Raw genomic sequence first — 17,266 nt, forward strand, 5'->3', positions numbered from 1 at the left:
TGGACATATCAAACATGACTAGCCGTACTTACTTTTACTGTCGAGTGTCTACCGCAGAGCAGACTACAGCTAACCAGATACAAGCATTTAAAGACCGTGGATATGAGGTTGCCCCAGCCTTCGTAACCTCTGAGACGGTCTCTGGTGCAGTCTGTGCAATGGAGCGTAAAGGCTTTCGAGCGATGGTCGAGCATAAGCTCATGGCTGGCGATACTCTGGTGGTATTGAAGTTAGACCGCTTGGGACGTGACAACATTGATGTCCAGAATACCATTGCCATGCTTCAGGAGAAGGGCGTCAATGTACATAGCCTAGACCTACCTGTCGCTGACCTAACGTCATCTGAGGGCAAGCTGATGCTGCGTATGTTTACCGCCTTTGCTGAGTTCGAGAGAGACCGCATCCGTGAGCGCACTATGGAAGGTCAGGCCAGAGCGAGAGCTGAAGGTAAGACCATTGGGCGTCCAGCTAAGGCAACGCCTGAGAAAGTGGCAGAGCTGCGTCAAACCATGTCCATAGCCAAGACTGCTCAAGCTCTGGGAATATCAGAGGCTACTGTGAAGCGCATGTATGCTGAGTCCAAGAAGGTGAGCCCCTGATTGCAAGGGCTTATGGGGGGCGTCAGAGAGGCTTTAAAGCAGTCATAAGTCGTGGTGCTACACTACTATTTCTTTTGTGTTTTAGTGGCTTACGGTGGCTCTGAGGGTCTTCTGACGCAATGCTATGAGGGGGTTCTGTCTGTTACTTTGGCTTCTGTCTGTGGACGCCTGTTTTTTTGCTGATGACCACCTAATCAATACCTGCGGTACGACTATAGGAGAGCGTGGCAAATGCTTGTGCGTATCTCCAGCCCTTCCTTTGGTTGGTCATACTTTCGTGCCCCAAGGTAGAGACTTAAGGTAGTCTAAAGTCACCGAATGACCCAGTAAGGTCTGAGGAGAGACTGAGGTCTGTCTATAGGTAGTCTAATGACCAAGTGTGTCTAAGGTGGTAATAATACTAACAAAGACAGGAACTAAGAGGTCTGAGGTCACCTAAGGTGAGTCTTAAGGTATGTCTATAGAGGGGGCTGTGGCTAGTATCATATTTCGACCTTAAAGTAAACACATTTGTGCTGCTTTGAGGTTTTTAGTCGTCTTTTTGGTCTTTATTTGAGCAGGTGTCATTCCCAAAAGTGACCTAAGGAGTATAGGCGCATCCTTGCGCCCAACTGAAGACCATTAATTAAGACACCGTGGCATATAGCCCTAGTGTTTCACTGATGATACAGGGATGACCACCAGCAAATGCAGTCATAGCTTCCGATGGCGTAGGATGAATTACCCAAGTTAGTTCGAGAGCAGTCTCTGGGCTAACGTTGCAGACTTCTGATGTCAAAACCATAGACAATGCATCGCAGGTATTATCAATCTGTGCTTGGAATCGCTCAGGAATAGGAGTGATAGTATCGATTAACATAGTATGTCTCCATTGTCGTTGTTGCGGATGATGCCGGAGAAGATACCACGGTGAGCCAGTGGCATGACGGTAGTCTACTATCGTGTTCTTTTTCCTGTGATAATCGTCTCAGAGTTTAGTTTTGTGAAATAAGTACAGTACAAAAGTGTTGTATAGAACATAGGTTTACCCATCAATTCCAGAGCATGGCTTAGCTTATCCAGGCTGTGCAATCACACCAATCCGGCCTGATCGGAACTTAACAACAATAAACGGTGTACCCTGAATGACAGAACTGCAAAAGATGCTCAATGGCGAGGCATTCGACGGCGGCGATGCCGGGATCTGCGCCCTGCGCGATCGGGCGTTTGTGCTGGTGCATGAGATAAATCAGTGTGTTGATGTGGATGAGGCGCAGCCTTTACTGCGTGAACTGCTGGGCGAGGTGGGGCCTGAATCCTTAATTCGGCCGCCATTTCGTTGTGAGTTTGGCCAGCATATCCGCATTGGCCGCAAGAGCTTTTTCAACAGTGGCGTGACCATGCTGGATGGCGCGGCCATCACCATAGGCGACAATGTGATGGTGGGGCCCAATGTGCAGTTTTATACCGCCTCCCATTCGCTCAATTATCTTGAGCGCCGCAGTTGGGCTACCTTCTGCCGTCCCATTCAGGTGGAAGATGATGTGTGGATTGGCGGCAATGCGGTGATCAATCAGGGGGTGACCATAGGCGCTCGCGCCGTGGTAGCCGCTAACTCAGTGGTGAATCAGGATGTGCCACCGGATACTCTGGTGGGCGGTACGCCGGCGAGAATTATCAGGCACTTGGTATAAGTGATACACAAAAGCCTGTGGCAATGCCACGGGCTTTTTGTTTATCTGGAGTCCTAACCTTGCCAAGGTAAAACTGATGATGAACAAGCACGGGAAGTGCGCCAGATCAGGGCAAAGGCAGAACCCGCTTTTTGTGGCTCAATGGCTTTTGGGGTTGGTGCACCATTACGGCCATCAGCTGGTCGGTGCTCATGCACTGGGTATCGCCACTCGAGCCCTGGTGGCTGAGGTTGGTCATTGCGCTGATCGTGTTTCCCATCGGCGGACTGGGATGGGCGGCTTATGTCTGGAAACGGAGTGAAGCGGCTTATGGGCAATCAGGCCGGACGAGGGCCTGTGCGCTGGCGGGCAGTGGCAGCAATTAACCATGAAAGGTCAACAGACCCTGAGCAATGGCTCACCTAATTGATCAGGTGAAGCGTAGAGGATAACGCAGGTCATCCTCCATGCTCTGCCGAATTGTGAACCCCAGTCAGCAAAATTAGCATTTGCTGATTAAGTCGGCCAAAAGGGCGGTTTTTCGCTGTTAAATCAGGCTGGCCAGCATCTCGTCTGAGTATTCCACTACAGGCTGCCCGGCCTTTACTCGGGCAACATAATCAGGGTTGGCGATAAAGGGACGGCCGATGGCAAGCAGATCGAATTTGCCTGCGGTAATGGCGTTATCTCCGGTTTCGGCGCTGTAGCCGCCCACCCCCACCAGTGTTTTGCGGTAGTGGGATCTCAGGTAGGCCGAAGCGGTGCCATCCAGATAATCGAAGGTCATGCTGTCATCGAAGATCCCCAGGTGCAGATAGGCCAGATCCCGCTGTTCCAGCTGCGTCAGCAAGTAGTCAAACACCTCACGGTCGCGGGCATCAGCCCCCATATTGAAATAAGCGCCCGGTGATACCCGCAATGCGGTGCGATCGCTGCCGATGCGGGCGATGATGGAATCTACCACCGCCAGCGGGAAGCGCGCCATGTTCTCAGGTGTCTGACCATATTCATCGGTGCGGATATTGGCGGCGTGGTGCAGGAACTGATCAATCAGATAGCCGTTGGCGCCGTGGATCTCCACGCCGTCAAAACCGGCTTCCATGGCGTTGGCAGCGGCCTGGGCATAATCTTCAACCAGCTGCTTTATGTCGGCATGGCTGGCAGCCTTTGGTACGGTATAAACCAGTTCACGCATACGTGGCACGCTGCCTTCCACCGCCAGTGCTGACGGTGCCAGCACATACTCGCCGCCAAAGAAGTGCGGATGAGCGACCCGGCCTGTGTGCCACAGCTGGGCAAACATCTTGCCGCCCTTGGCGTGCACCGCCTCTGTCACTTTGCGCCAGCCGTCGATCTGTGCCCGGGTAAACAGCCCCGGAGTATTGGGATACCCCTGACCGTCGGCACGGATAATGGTGGCTTCGGAAATGATGAGGCCGGCATCGGCGCGGCGGGCGTAATACTCGACCATGGCCTGAGTAGGTACCAGATCCGGATCGGCCATACAGCGGGTCAGCGGCGCCATCAAAATTCGGTTTTGCAGTGTCAGGGTTGGGTTCAGTGAGTAGGGAGTAAGCAGCTTGTCCATGGTTCAGCCTTTGGATTGATATTTGAATGTTTGTTCAAGTTAGACTAATTTGAATGAGCGTTCAAGATCTTTTTTGAGCGTTCATTCAAACTAAGTTAGAATCCAGAGTTATCCAAGCTATCAGAGAATCTTAATGCGCACTGCAGAGTTTGACCGTCAGCAAGTACTGAGCGCCGCCATGGATGCCTTTATTTGCAAGGGCTTCAGCAAAACCAGTATGCAGGACCTGAAACAGGCCACCGGCCTGCATCCCGGGTCTATTTATTGCGCCTTTACCAATAAGCGTGGTCTGTTGCTGGCGGCGCTCGAGCACTATCGGCAGCAGCGCACCGTTGAGTTTGAAACCTATTTTACCGGCAAAGACTCAGTGCTGGCGGGGATTGCTGCCTATCTGGCAGGCGTGGTGGATGAATGTGAGCGGGACGAAATCAAAGACTGCTTGCTGCAAAAGGCGCTCAGTGAACTGGTCCATCAGGATGAAGAAGTTGAAGCCCTGATTGGCTCCATGCTCACCGACTGGCAGGCAGCCTTTACCGATAAACTGCGTGAGGCGCAGCGTCGCGGTGAACTGGCCGCCAATCGTGACTGTGAGGCATTGTCACAGTTTCTGGTGATGGGCATTTATGGCATACGCACCTATGCCCACACCAAACCCGCCAAAGGGGTACTGGCCTCACTGGCTGAGCAATTGCTGGCCCATATTCGCGGCTGACAGGCTCTGTCGCAACACTCCTGTATTCTACTGGCCGCAAGTCTGGATTTAGCTTATTTATTCAGATTGTCCTGACTCAGATTGGCAGTGCTCAGATTAATGAGGCCGAGCACTGCGCTCGCGCAGGAACTGGTTGGTGGGGGCAGCCCCAATCCATGCCCAAGTTTTTGTCCGGTTGATTTTTGTGTCTTAGGGAAGGTGCGAACAAGTCCTCGCGGCACTCTGGCTTATGAGCAGAAGACAGTTCGAGGTATTTAGATAAAGGAAGGCTGGTTGCCTTTCAAAGCTGAATACCGAAGAAATGGCGATTGCTCGAAAGCCCCGTAGGGCGAGGCTGACAGCCCTAGCTGCTTTGTTGCAGTTCTTGATAAGGACTAGGGCCATTAGCTTCACACTGCGCCGCGCATCTAGAAGCTGTCAGCACTCGCAGAGCACGCACGGGACTTATTCGCACCTTCCTTAGCCACGTGCATTCAAGCGATTGGTAAAAAAGCCGTTTTTATTCTGTGGCCGACACTAAACTCCATCAATATTCCGATGATTAAAAGTACATTTTTTGCGATATTAGGTGTAGAATTTCGCCTCTTTAGAGTAAAAGCTCTAATCCGCATTCAGTCTGATGTCTGTTCACGTTATCTGCAGACGCGAGGAAAACACGTGAGATTATCAATTTTGGCGCTTTGCCTGGTACTGCCGCTGTCTGTGCAGGCGCAGCCCCAGCCTCAGGCGCAAACGGTCAGCTTCGGTGAAGCCTGGCAGCAGCTGCAAACCGTCAGCGACAAGCTCAAGGCCGATGAGGCGCAGGTGAGCCGGGCCGAGGCGCTCAAGCGTGGCGGCGATGCGCTGGACTATCCCACGCTGGGGATCAGTGGCACTTACACCCATCTGGATAAACCGGTTGAGCTGGATCTGCGGGATCTCAATCCGCTGGCGTCCCTCAATGGCGGGCAACTGCCTGTGCCTATCCCACCGGCTCTCGGTGGTTTGCTCGAAAGCCTGCCTATGGTGACGCCTTTTACCGAGCAGGATATTTTCCGCGCCAGTCTGCAGGCACTGTGGCCAATTTATACCGGCGGCAAAATCAGTGCTGCCCAGAGCATTCAAAAAGCCCAGGTGGCTGAGCAGCAACAGGCGGCAGAGCTCGCCAAACGGGACCTGTTTACCACCCTGGTGGACAGATATTATGGCGTGATAGTGACCCACAAAGCCTGGCAGACCCAGCAGGCGCTGGTAGATGCCCTGGATGAACATTTGCAGCATGCCATCAAGCTGGAAGCGCAGGGGCAGATCGCCAAAGTCGAGCGGCTCAATGCCGAAGTGGCAGTGGCCAATGCCAAAGTGAATGCGGCAAGTGCCATGCGTCAGTATCAGATGGCGCAAATCGCCCTCAGTCGTATGTTGCACCAGCAGCAGAGCGAGCCGGACTCGCCGCTGTTTATGCTGCCTGCCGATCCTTCCCTGCCACAGCTGACACAACTGACTCTGGCGCAGCATCCGGCGCTTAAATTGCTGGAGGCCAAAGAGGCTCAGGCTCAGGGACTGGTGGATGTAGAGAAAAGTCAGTACCTGCCCACGGTGTTTTTGTACGGCAACTACACCCTGTATGAAGATGACAGTCTGGCGTCGCAGATGGAGCCGGATTGGCTGGTCGGGGTAGGCATCAAGATGCCGATAATCAGTAACTCAGGCCGTGGTGACAAGGTGGAGGCCGCCAAAAGTGCGCTGCTGCAGGCCAGATACACCAAAGCCCAGACCCGTCAGGACTTAAGCCTGCTGCTGGATCAGAGTTTCCGCCAGCTGGAGCAGGCGCGCGAGGAGGTGAGTTCACTCAATACCTCACTGGCGCTGGCCGAAGAAAACCTGCGCCTGCGGGAGCTGGCCTTCAATCAGGGTATGTCGACTTCGATTGAGCGGGTGGATGCTCAGGTGAAGCTGACGGCGGTGCAAACCCAGCAACTGGCGGCGACTTATCGCTATGTGCAGGCCTACGCCAGACTGATGGCAGTTTCCGGTCAACTCGATGAATTTATTGCCCGCAGCAGCCTGAGTGCTGAGCGGCCAACACACACTGAACACACAGATGGGGAGAATCACAATGCGCGCTAACCGAATCCTTGCCCTGGTGGTATTACTGGCGCTGGTTATCGTGCTGGCATACGGCCTCAAACTGGCTTACAGCCCCAAGGCGCAGGTACTGCAGGGGCAGATTGAAGCCCGTGAATATCATATTTCCTCCAAAGTGGCCGGTCGCATTGAGCAGGTGATGGTGCGCCGTGGCGACAGCGTGAAAGAGGGCGATCTGCTGTTCTCCATCAGCAGTCCTGAGCTGGATGCCAAACTGATGCAGGCCCAGGGGGGACGGGATGCTGCGCTGGCGCTGAAAGACGAAGCCGATGCCGGTGCCCGCAAGCAGCAGATCATGGCGGCCAGAGAGCAATGGCAGAAGGCCAAAGCCGCTGCTGAGCTGGCGCAAACGACCTTTAAGCGGGTTGAGAATCTGTTCACCGAAGGCGTTCTGCCGCGGCAAAAGCGGGATGAGGCCTATACCCAATGGCAGGCGGCCAAATACACAGAGCAGGCGGCGCTGGCCATGTATCAAATGGCCCAGGAAGGCGCCCGTGAGCAAACCAAGGCCGCCGCTGCCGGTAAGGCGATGATGGCGCAGGGCGCGGTGAATGAGGTGGAATCGGTACTTAAAGACAGCCAGATGCGCGCGACTCACTCAGGTGAAGTCAGCGAAGTGCTGCTGTTTGAAGGCGAACTGGCGCCCACCGGCTTCCCTGTGGTGAGCCTTATCGATATGCAGGATAACTGGGCACTGATGCAGGTGCGTGAAGATCTGCTCAAGCACTTCAAAATGGGGCAAACCCTCAAGCTGCGCATTCCTGCGCTGGATACCGAGGCTCAGTTCAGGGTGAGCTACATCAGCCCTATGGGTAACTTCGCCACCTGGCGCGCTACTGAGGCGGGGCATGATTTCGACATGCGCACCTTCGAGGTAGAGCTGCGTCCGGTCACTCCGATTGACGGTCTGCGCGCCGGTATGTCGGTACTGCTGCCCCTTGAATAAACGGCAATAACGCTAAGGACCTGAGATGTTTGAGCCGATTGTCCGTGAATGGCGGGCATTGCAGAAAGATCCCTGGCTGCTGGCGCTGGTCAGCTATGTGCCGCTGCTGCTGGCGCTGGGACTGTGGGGGCTGTTTTCGGCCGCTGTGCCCAGAGAATTGCCGGTGGCGCTGGTGGATTTGGATAACACCAGCCTCAGCCGCGCGCTGGGACGGCAAATTCAGGCCAGTCCGGCCAGTACGCCGCGCTCATATGGCAGCGAGGCGCAGGCCATTGATGCCATGCAGCGCGGTGAAGTATTTGGCATGGTGATCATTCCCAATCAGTTCAGTGCCCGTTTGCAAAGCGGCAAGCAGCCGACGCTGGAGATCCGTTATAACGGCCAGTTCCTGCTGGTCGGCAAGCTGCTCAACAGCAGCTTGCAGCAGAGCCTGGCCCCGGCACTGCAATCCCTGGCCCGCACCAGCCAGCTCGCCAAAGGCGTGCCCAGTGTGCAGGTCGGGGTGAATATCAGCCCGATAAGTTTTCAGATCACGCCGCTGTACAACCAGGCCAGCAACTATGTGGCATTTTTGATGCCGCCGCTGTTTATTGCGCTGTTTCAAATAGTTGCCATGCTGATTTTCGTCAATGCCCTCAATCGTGAACTGGATGTGGGCAGCTATGGTCGCTGGCTGGAGCACTGGGGTGTGAACCTGGTGGTCAAGTGGCTGGTGTATCTGCCGCTGGCGCTGCTGCAAAGTGCGGTGATGATGGTGTTCCTTTACCGCTATCTGGGGCTGCCCATCAATGGTGGCTTCGCCTGGCTGATACTGGCGCAGGCGGTGATGTTATCCGCGGTGTTTTTGTGGGTGGCGGCCATCTTCTTCCTGCTGCAGGACAAGGCCAGGGTGGTGAGCTTCTGTACCGCCCTGTTTGCCCCGGCGTTTGCCTTTATGGGGGCGACCTTTCCGGTGCATGAAATGCCCGAATTAGCCAAGTGGTGGCGGGTATTGATGCCTTCCAGTCATTACATTGAATCCCAGGTGGCTGTAGTCAGTTATGGCCTGAGCGGCTCCGATATTTTCAATGAACTGGCCGGTTACTGGGGCTTTTTGCTGCTGTTGGTGCCCATTGCCGCACTGGCAATGCTGCGTAACAAGCAGTGGCGCAACGATGAGCTGGCAATTACCCCGGCGCCGATCGTGCGTGCTGACTCAGGGGAGGGCAGCCGATGAACTGGTGGACTTTAGTATGGCTTGATTTGAAAGCCATCGTCTCCGACAAGGCCATTGCCATCACTCTGTTTGGCGGCGTGCTGTTTTACTCAGTGCTGTATCCCTTGCCTTATCTGCATGAGGTGCCGACCCGTCAGGCGATCGTGGTGGTGGATCTGGATCGCAGCAGTTTAAGCCGCGAGCTAATTCGCCATGCCAATGCCAGTCCCAAGCTGGAAGTGGTCGGTACGGTTGGCGCTATCCCCGACGCGCAGGCCTGGATTGCGCTGCCGCGTGATGGTATTCAGGCTCATGGCCTGCTGGTGATCCCCGAGCATTTCAGCCGGGACATCAAGCTGGGCAAAGGTGCGACTCTGGCCATTGGCGGCGATGCCAGTTACTTCCTGGTGTATTCGGCCATTGCCGAAGGCCTGGTGGATGTGGGGATGGATTTTGCCACTGAGCTGAAGTGGCAGGCACTGACCAGTCGCGGCAGCAATCCGGTGGCAGCGGACATGCAATTGAATCCTTTGGATATTAATTCAGTCCCGGCATTTAACCTGTCGCTGGGGTATACGCCTTACGTGGTGCCCGGGCTGTTTTTGCTGATTTTGCAGCAAACCCTGCTGGTGGGCACCGGCATTCTGGGCGCCGGGCAGTGGCGTCAGCGTGGCTACTGGAGCCAGGTATCACCCTTGATGCTGCTGGGCTGTCGGGTGCTGGCCTTTATGCTGATTTACGGCATCTTCAGCGCCTACTATGTGGGCTGGTGTTACTACTGGTATGGCGCCAACCTCATGGCCAGCATGACTGAAATCGGTTTGCTGATGTTGCCGTTTCTGTTGGCGACCAGTCTGGTCGGAGTGGCGCTCAGCGCGCTGTTTACCCGGCGCGAGTTGCCTACTCAGATCTATCTGCTGTCGTCCATGCCGATCCTGTTTGCTTCCGGCTTTGTCTGGCCGCTGGCGCTGATCCCCCAGACGCTGGTATGGCTATCGCAGGTATTCCCGGTAACCCCGGTTATTATGGGTATGCTGGAGATGAACCAGATGGGGGCCAGTTGGCAGCAGATTCTGCCTTACTGGCTGCATCTGTGGCTGCTGGTAGCTATCTTTGCGCCGCTGGCCTGGTGGGGGATCCGTCATCACAGAGTCATGCTGGACAACACCGCAAGCCCTGACCGCGAGCCTTGAGTCGAGGACCAGTGCTGATGATTGATGCAAATGATTGATGCAAATTATTGTCGCAGAAAGCACGCAAGGCCCCTGAAAAACAAAAGCCAGACCGCAGGTCTGGCTTTTTCGTTGGCATGGTCGATTACAACAGGGTGAGCAGCAAGGTCTCTAGCGTTTGCTGGCCGCTGGGTGTGGTTAGCGTCAGGCTGATATTGGCCTGGCCGCTGTCACCGTCGTTTTTCAGGGTGAAGGTCGTAGTGCTGCCGCCCAGTGCATTGCCTTTGGGGACGGTATAGCCGTTAAAGCCCAGGGTGCCCAGATCCGTGCTGATGGTCAGAGCACTGCCCGAAGGCATGAGCTGATTGGCACTGTCATACAGGCGCACTGCGAAGGTGGCGGTGGCGTTGGCGGCAATGGGCAGTGTGGCGATAGTGCCCGAGGCGCTGTTGTATATCTCAGTGCCATCCTGCGTCAGGGTAAAGAAGGCCTGTGAGCCGGACATCACCAGCACCTGGGCCTTGCGAATATAGGTCTTGTTGGCTGTACCAGTGCCGCACAGACTGCCCTGACACTGGGGACCATTGAAGAGGTCGTCCTGAGGTGCATATTGATTGCTGCCATCAGGGTTGAAGAAGGGCTCACCGGACTCCCAGCTGCCAGTCTCGTTGTCATCCCTGAACGCATTGGGCAGATCGCTGAAACCACTGCTCAGGAAGGCTTCTCTGTCCAGGCCATTGCCATTGCAGGCGATGATGACGCCGCTGTCATTCAGGCAGGCCAGCGTGGTCCCCACCCCATCGGCGGCATCAAAGATATTGTTGCCATTGGTATCGAAGAAGGTTTCATGGCCCAGCGCATAGGCCAGCACTGTGATGCGATGATCCGGCACTCTGGGGGCCTGCGAAGTCCAGATGACGGAGCAGCTGCCATTTTGGGTTACACAGCTGGAGCCAATCTGTCCGCCCTCTGTGGTGAAGTTGACTGTGGTGTCATCGGGGACCGGGTTGCCAAAACTGTCAGACAGACGGGCGGTGACAGTCACCTGCTGACCATCTATGCCATCTGCTTCCGGGTTGGCGTTGGAGGTCGACAGGCTCATACCCAGTTGCTGCGGCAGGCCTGTGTTGATCGACAGTTGCTCAGATTGAGTCACTATGGTCTCACCGCTATCAGTGGCGCTGGCCTGCACCCGCACCGGGGTTGGGACAGTGCCTGCCAGCACCCGCACGCTGACCAGGCCTTCGGCATTGGTGAGGCCGGTATCGGTTGTCTCACCGTTGGCGAAGCTGATGCCGCCGACCAGGGTATCCAGACTGAAGTTAACCTCTTGCTGGGTAACGCCCTGACCATCAGAGCCAGTGACTTTAAAGGTGATTAAAGAGGACTCGCTGGCATCTGTGCCGCCGCTGCCTTTGATGCGGATGCTGGTGGGATCGGCCGAGATAAACTTAAGACTGCTGAGCGTCTGGCTGGCGAGAGTGAATTTCAGGGTGGCATTCAGGGTCTCATTACCCGCAACGGCTGTGGCGACTATGGTGTCTTCCCGGTCGCTGTTGCCTGCACAGCGAATGTCCTGAAACGTCGAATAAGCGGTACCAGACAGGGTAGTGACCGGGGAATCAATGGTGGCTGAGTCTGCCAGTACACAATCCGAGCTGAATTTGATGCTGGAAGGCGTCTGTACCTTGGTGATACTGCCATCGCTTGCCTGGGTAACCAGGCTGGCCTGAACTCCAAATGCGCCACCGGCGCTGACCAGAATCTTGCCCTGTGCATCCGCGGCCAGGCTGGTTTTCAGTTTACCTTCGATAAATTCATCACCGACAAAATGGCCGAGTTTGAGTATGCCCTCAGTGCCAATGGCGTCTTTGGCGATCACTTCATACAGACTGGAGGCGGTCAGAGTCAGGCCGCTGATTTGACTGCTGACCGTCATGCTGTGGGCGCCAAGTTCCGCTGCCGCCGGGGTGTAGCTGACCTGAGCAATACCGGCATCAGAGGTCAGTGCGGTGGCCGGCGTCAGGGTGGCGCTGCCGGCGCTGAAGCTGACCAGCTGATTGGCCATTGCCTGGCCCTGAGCGTCAGTCAGTTTGGCTTGTAGCTGCACGGGCTCATCGACCTTGAAGCGGGTCACCGGCTGGCCGCTGCTCATTATGCTGGCGCTCAGCGTGGGCTGAACCTCTGTGGGCGGCGTGGCTTCGCCAACAAACTCAAAGTTGCGTTTGGCGCTGATGGCATCACTGCCTTGCGGCGTGAAACTCAGGCTGACGGTACCTGCGCCCTGACTGCCGGCTGGATTGCTGATGATTATGCTGGCGCTGCCATCGGCCGATGTCAGTGCGGTGGCTGCCGATAGGCTACCCATGCTGGTGGTGAAGTTGATGATTTCCCCGGATTGAGGCGAGCTGCCTCTGGTGAGGGTGGCGGTGGCGCAGAAACTGTCACCGGCATTGAAGCTTTGATTGGTCGTGGTTTCGCCGCACTGGCCGTTGCTGCGGGTTTGGAAGCTGATACTCAGGCCGTAGCCGACTTCCTGACCTGAACTGTCTGTGCCATCAGCCGCACCGTTACAGCCGCTGAGCATACTTGCTGTGAACACCATGGCGAGCACCGCTGCGCCATAACCAAGCAGTCTTTGCATGGGGACATCCTTGTTAACTCAAGTAGCAAAGTGCCCTTATTCAAGGGCACTTTATCGAGGGGTTATTTAATTTCGCTGCGCAGGTATTTGACCAACTCTGCCGAGGATTTTGACTCGGGGCCTTTGGCCAGTTCCTTGCTTGCGGCACGAACCAGCTGACGCAGTTTCTGTCTGTCCAGATGTGGATGTTCTTCAACCAATGCCTGAATTTCCGCATCGCCATCAGTTATTAGTTTATCCCGAAGTTTTTCAAAAACCTGAATTTTTGCCGCTTCATTATTGTTTTTGTTGAGCAGGTTCGCCAGTTGCTGCTCAATGGGGGCGATCTCCTCACTGCGCATCAGCTTGCCGATAAACTGGATCTGGCGGCGATAAGCCTCGGTTCTTGGCTTGATCTTTTTGGTGGCGATCAGCGCATCGTACAGCTCTTCGCTGAGATCCAGTTTATCCAGCTGACTCTTGCTCAGATTGGCCAACTTATTACCCAGATCCTGCAGATCGGCACTTTCTTTCTTGTATGACGTTTTGCTGATGTAATCATCATCATTGTCATAGGGCTGTTTAAAATGTTCTGAATCACCAACGATATTCATGGGAAAACCTCACTATCAATATGCTGCCAATATTAACATTCGCAGCGGCATATCGCCTAAATCATTCTCAGCCGACGGTGATACCTTCGTCAGATCAGGATGTTAAATATCGGCCATTGGACAGGGATGGCGGTGGATTGGTCCCTGACTGACTGTTATGCTTAGGCCAACATAGGCCTGTGAAGAGACTAGACGTGTCGTCAAACAACATTGAACATGAGCTGGGCGCCCTGAAAGAAGCGGTCGCCATGGCATTGGATTATGCCCGTGAACAGGGCACCAGTGATGCCGAAGTTGCCATCAGCAAGCAGCAGGGTTTGTCGGTATCGACCCGCCTCAAAGAGGTGGAAACCGTGGAGTTCAACAAAGATGGCGCGCTGGGGATCACTGTCTACCGGGACGGTCGCAAGGGCAACTCATCCACCTCGGATCTGAGCCCGGAAGCGATTCGTCAGGCGGTGCAGGCTGCCAATGATATTGCCCGTTTCACCGGTGAAGACAGCTTCAGCGGACTGGCGGACAAAGAGCTGATGGCGACCGACATCCCGGATCTGGATCTGTACCACCCTGAAACCCTGCTGCCAGAGACACTGGCTGAGCTGGCGATTGCCGCCGAAGAGGCCGCTCTGGGCGCCGATGCACGCATCACCAATTCAGACGGCGCCAGTGCTAATGCCCATACCGGCATCAAAGTGTATGGCAACAGCCACGGTTTCCTCAACGGCTACTGCAGCTCGCGCTACAGCTTAAGCTGCGTGGTGATTGGTGAGGATGAGCAGGGCAATATGCAGCGCGATTACGATTACACAGTATCGCGCAAGTATCATGAACTGGCGCCGGCTGCGCATATTGGTGCCAAAGCCGCGATGAAAACCGTCGGACGTCTTGGCGGTCGCAAAATTGCCACTACCAAACTGCCTGTGCTGCTGAGCCCCGAGATCTCCACCGGCCTGATGGGGCACCTGATCAGCGCCATCAGTGGCTCCAGCCTGTACCGTAAGTCCAGCTTCCTGCAGGATTCTCTGGGCACCCAGCTGTTCCCGGACTGGTTCGGTATTGCCGAGCAGCCACATTTGCTGGCAGGCCTGTCCAGTGCGCCCTACGACAGTGAAGGGGTCGCCACCCGGGATCGCGCCATCATCAACGATGGTTTGCTGGAAACCTATCTGCTGACCAGTTACTCCGCCCGCAAGCTGGGGATGAAGAACACAGGTCATGCCGGTGGTATCTACAACTGGACCGTCAGCGACAGCGGCCAGACCTTTGATGAGCTGGTGAAGGTGATGGGCACTGGCCTGATTGTCACTGAGGTGATGGGGCAGGGTGTCAACATGGTCACCGGCGACTACTCCCGTGGCGCGGCGGGCTTCTATGTGGAAAACGGTGAGATCCTCTATCCGGTGGAAGAGATCACTATGGCGGGTAACCTCAGGGATATGTTCCGCAATATTCAGGCGGTGGCCTGTGACCGGGATTACCGCAGTGCCATCCGCACCGGCGGCATGTTGCTGGATCAGATGAAGATCGCCGGGAACTGAGAAGCTGGAACCTAGAACCTAGGGCCTAAAACAAAAAAAGCGAGACCTGATCAGGTACTCGCTTTTTTAGTATCTCGAGGCGGCTTGCCGCGACCTCGAATCTCGATCCTGGGACCTTATTTTAATCTTCCAGCTGCACCATCTCAGCCCAGAGGTCATGCTCATCTGAGTGAGTGATCACCGCGCGTACCATGTCGCCCGGGGTCAGTTCGGTTTCGCCGTTTAAGAACACCATGCCGTCGATTTCCGGAGCGTCGGCGTAGGAGCGGCCGATGGCACCTTCTTCATCCACGTCATCAATGAGGATATCCAGCTCGCGGCCGACCAGACGGGCCAGACGCTCGGCACTTATCTCTGCCTGCACTTCCATAAAGCGGCGGTATCTGTCTTCTTTGACTTCATCGCTGATAAGCTCACCCAGGGTGTTGGCCACAGCGCCTTCCACTTCTGAGTACTTGAAACAGCCTACGCGATCCAGCTTGGCTTCACGCAGGAAGTCCAGCAGGATCTCGAAGTCCTCTTCGGTTTCACCGGGGAAGCCGACAATAAAGGTGGAGCGGATCACCAGATCAGGGCAGATCTCACGCCAGCTCTTGATGGCGTCCAGCTGACGGTCAACCCGGCCAGGGCGCTTCATCATCTTCAGCACCCGTGGGCTGGCGTGCTGCAGCGGCAAGTCCAGATAAGGCAGAATCAAACCTTCGGCCATCAGCGGGATCAGCTCATCGACCCAAGGGTAGGGGTAAACATAGTGCAGACGGATCCAGGCGCCCATCTTGCCCAGCTGACGTGCCAGGGTGGTGATGTCCTGCTTGACCGGCATGCCGTTCCAGAAGTCGGTACGGCCGCCCTTGTCTTTGCCGTAGGCAGAGGTGTCCTGGCTGACCACCAGAATTTCCTGCACGCCGCTTTCCACCAGACGTTTGGCTTCATCCAGCACACTGCCAACGCCACGGCTGTCCAGATCGCCACGCAGCGCCGGGATAATGCAGAAGGTGCAGCGGTTGTCGCAGCCTTCGGAAATCTTTAAATAGGCGTAGTGCTTGGGCGTCAGCTTGACGCCTGTCTGGGGGATCAGACTGGTGAAGGGGTTATGCTCTGGCTTGGGCACATACTTGTGGACATGCTTGAGCACTTCTTCATAGCTGTGCGGGCCGGTGATCTCCAGTACATCAGGGTGTACCTGACGAATTTGGTTTTCCTTGGCACCCAGACAGCCGGTCACCAGCACCTTGCCGTTTTCTTCCAGTGCTTCGCGGATGGCATCCAGAGACTCTTCCACCGCCGCGTCGATAAAGCCACAGGTATTGACGATCACTAAGTCGGCATTGTCATAGCTGTTGGTGACCTCATAGCCGTCGATACGCAGCTGGGTCAAAATCCGCTCTGAATCCACCAGGTTCTTGGGGCATCCCAGAGACACAAAACCGATACGGTTGCCTTCGGTCTGTGACTCGTTGGCTGCCACTTCGGCCAGGGTTTTATCGGCCGTTTCCAGCGTGGTGGTTTGCTTGGGATTAAAGGTTTCAACTGTCATAGCGTTGCGAATATTCTCTGAATGCAAGGAATTCGGGGCGCCGAAGGGCGGCAAAAGCCAGCTTGGACGCATCAGGCGCGGGATTATACCTGAACCCGGATAAAGATACAGGGGAGCTGGTTAAAAAACACCCTTGCCGGGAGGTCGGATTCGGCGTACAAAAATTTTTTGTACTTTTCTAACCCCTTTTCTGAAATGGCCCGTTTATAGGGGTAAATCAACAAACAGTTTCGATTTATCCTGAGGAGTCTTTATATGAAACATACTGTGATTGCCGCCTTGCTGGGTTCTGTTGTATTTGCTGCTGCCCCCGTATTTGCCGATGTTCCGGATTTCCCTCATCTGGAGACTGTAGGGGTGGGTGAGATTATTGCCGTGCCGGATATGGCAGAGATCCATGTGCAGGTGGTGGTGACCGAGCCCACGGCGGCGGCTGCCAAGCAGGCATCAGACAAGGCGGTGGCGAGTTTTATCGCCAAGCTGAAAAAGGCGGGGTTGAGTGATAAAGACATTCAGAGCGCCAATATCAATCTGCAGCCCCAATACCTGTATCAGCAGGGGAAGACCCCTGAACTGACCGGTTATCAGGCCAGCCGCAGTGTCACTGTGGTGGTGCGTGAACTGCCCATGCTTAATGGCCTGCTGGATTCAGCCTTGAATGAAGGCATCAATCGCATCAACAACATTGAATTCAAAGCCAGCAATATGGAAGCGTTGAAAGCACAGGCCAGAACCGCAGCCATCAAGGATGCCCAGGCAAAGGCCAAGGCAGTGGCCGAAGGGTTTGGCGAAGAACTTAAAGGCGTGTGGCAGATAAGCTATATGGAACAGCAGCCTATCCGTCCCGTGATGTATGCCACTGCCCGAGCCATGAATGACGGTGTGGGTGAAAGCTACCAGAATGCTCAGATTACCGTGACTGACAGGGTCCAAGTGACTTACAAAATTTCCCGCTGAACCACTGCG

15 protein-coding genes are annotated in these 17,266 nt (G+C 55.3%); 10 read left to right on the plus strand and 5 right to left on the minus strand.

Going from position 1 to position 17,266, the window contains the following annotated elements; translation table 11 throughout:
* Positions 1 to 14 precede the first annotated feature (14 nt).
* Positions 15 to 599: a recombinase family protein gene (locus ACRRUX_RS11145; protein WP_432530458.1), complete on the plus strand. Its 585-nt coding sequence runs from the start codon at positions 15 to 17 to the stop codon at positions 597 to 599.
* Positions 600 to 1,224: 625 nt separating this feature from the next.
* Here the strand turns inward: ACRRUX_RS11145 and ACRRUX_RS11150 are convergent.
* Entirely contained in the window at positions 1,225 to 1,458 is a 234-nt protein-coding gene (locus ACRRUX_RS11150; protein WP_432530229.1) for a hypothetical protein, read from the minus strand.
* A gap of 265 nt (positions 1,459 to 1,723) precedes the next feature.
* On the opposite strand from ACRRUX_RS11150, the gene ACRRUX_RS11155 reads away from it, so the two are divergent.
* Complete coding sequence (locus ACRRUX_RS11155) at positions 1,724 to 2,272, plus strand: sugar O-acetyltransferase (protein ID WP_432530231.1); 549 nt, start codon at positions 1,724 to 1,726, stop codon at positions 2,270 to 2,272.
* A 191-nt stretch (positions 2,273 to 2,463) separates the two neighbouring features.
* A complete protein-coding gene (locus ACRRUX_RS11160; RefSeq protein ID WP_432530233.1) occupies positions 2,464 to 2,637 on the plus strand; it encodes a hypothetical protein in 174 nt (57 codons plus the stop codon).
* Positions 2,638 to 2,798: 161 nt separating this feature from the next.
* Here ACRRUX_RS11160 and ACRRUX_RS11165 read toward each other — a convergent pair whose 3' ends face one another.
* Entirely contained in the window at positions 2,799 to 3,839 is a 1,041-nt protein-coding gene (locus tag ACRRUX_RS11165) for an alkene reductase (RefSeq protein WP_432530235.1), read from the minus strand.
* Between the two features lie 133 nt (positions 3,840 to 3,972).
* On the opposite strand from ACRRUX_RS11165, the gene ACRRUX_RS11170 reads away from it, so the two are divergent.
* The 5 genes from ACRRUX_RS11170 to ACRRUX_RS11190 all read left to right on the plus strand — a co-directional run bounded on the left by ACRRUX_RS11170 (position 3,973) and on the right by ACRRUX_RS11190 (position 10,009).
* Positions 3,973 to 4,551, plus strand: a complete 579-nt coding sequence (locus tag ACRRUX_RS11170; protein WP_432530237.1) for a TetR/AcrR family transcriptional regulator — start codon at positions 3,973 to 3,975, stop codon at positions 4,549 to 4,551.
* Positions 4,552 to 5,208: 657 nt separating this feature from the next.
* The gene (locus ACRRUX_RS11175) at positions 5,209 to 6,657 is read left to right on the plus strand and encodes a TolC family protein (RefSeq protein WP_432530239.1); all 1,449 of its coding nucleotides are present in this window, start codon (positions 5,209 to 5,211) and stop codon (positions 6,655 to 6,657) included.
* The gene (locus ACRRUX_RS11180) at positions 6,647 to 7,621 is read left to right on the plus strand and encodes an HlyD family secretion protein (RefSeq protein ID WP_432530241.1); all 975 of its coding nucleotides are present in this window, start codon (positions 6,647 to 6,649) and stop codon (positions 7,619 to 7,621) included. The genes ACRRUX_RS11175 and ACRRUX_RS11180 overlap by 11 nt, the downstream gene beginning before the upstream one ends.
* Positions 7,622 to 7,646: 25 nt before the next feature.
* Positions 7,647 to 8,837, plus strand: a complete 1,191-nt coding sequence (locus ACRRUX_RS11185) for an ABC transporter permease (RefSeq protein ID WP_432530244.1) — start codon at positions 7,647 to 7,649, stop codon at positions 8,835 to 8,837.
* Positions 8,834 to 10,009, plus strand: a complete 1,176-nt coding sequence (locus ACRRUX_RS11190; protein ID WP_432530246.1) for an ABC transporter permease — start codon at positions 8,834 to 8,836, stop codon at positions 10,007 to 10,009. The genes ACRRUX_RS11185 and ACRRUX_RS11190 overlap by 4 nt, the downstream gene beginning before the upstream one ends.
* 124 nt (positions 10,010 to 10,133) lie before the next feature.
* Here ACRRUX_RS11190 and ACRRUX_RS11195 read toward each other — a convergent pair whose 3' ends face one another.
* Positions 10,134 to 12,632: an Ig-like domain-containing protein gene (locus tag ACRRUX_RS11195; RefSeq protein WP_432530248.1), complete on the minus strand. Its 2,499-nt coding sequence runs from the start codon at positions 12,630 to 12,632 to the stop codon at positions 10,134 to 10,136.
* A 62-nt stretch (positions 12,633 to 12,694) separates the two neighbouring features.
* Positions 12,695 to 13,225, minus strand: a complete 531-nt coding sequence (gene yjgA, locus ACRRUX_RS11200) for a ribosome biogenesis factor YjgA (protein WP_432530250.1) — start codon at positions 13,223 to 13,225, stop codon at positions 12,695 to 12,697.
* A 194-nt stretch (positions 13,226 to 13,419) separates the two neighbouring features.
* Here yjgA and pmbA point away from each other — a divergent pair, with 194 nt between their 5' ends.
* On the plus strand, positions 13,420 to 14,763 hold the full coding sequence (pmbA, locus tag ACRRUX_RS11205; protein WP_432530252.1) for a metalloprotease PmbA: 1,344 nt from the start codon (positions 13,420 to 13,422) through the stop codon (positions 14,761 to 14,763).
* A 121-nt stretch (positions 14,764 to 14,884) separates the two neighbouring features.
* Here the strand turns inward: pmbA and rimO are convergent, their stop codons facing one another.
* Complete coding sequence (gene rimO, locus ACRRUX_RS11210) at positions 14,885 to 16,300, minus strand: 30S ribosomal protein S12 methylthiotransferase RimO (protein ID WP_432530254.1); 1,416 nt, start codon at positions 16,298 to 16,300, stop codon at positions 14,885 to 14,887.
* A gap of 255 nt (positions 16,301 to 16,555) precedes the next feature.
* On the opposite strand from rimO, the gene ACRRUX_RS11215 reads away from it, so the two are divergent.
* Positions 16,556 to 17,257 (plus strand): oxidative stress defense protein, encoded by a 702-nt coding sequence (locus ACRRUX_RS11215; RefSeq protein WP_432530256.1) that lies wholly within the window; start codon positions 16,556 to 16,558, stop codon positions 17,255 to 17,257.
* The last annotated feature ends 9 nt before the right edge of the window (positions 17,258 to 17,266 follow it).

Source organism: Shewanella sp. GXUN23E (assembly GCF_050865035.1).
Taxonomy (GTDB): domain Bacteria; phylum Pseudomonadota; class Gammaproteobacteria; order Enterobacterales; family Shewanellaceae; genus Shewanella.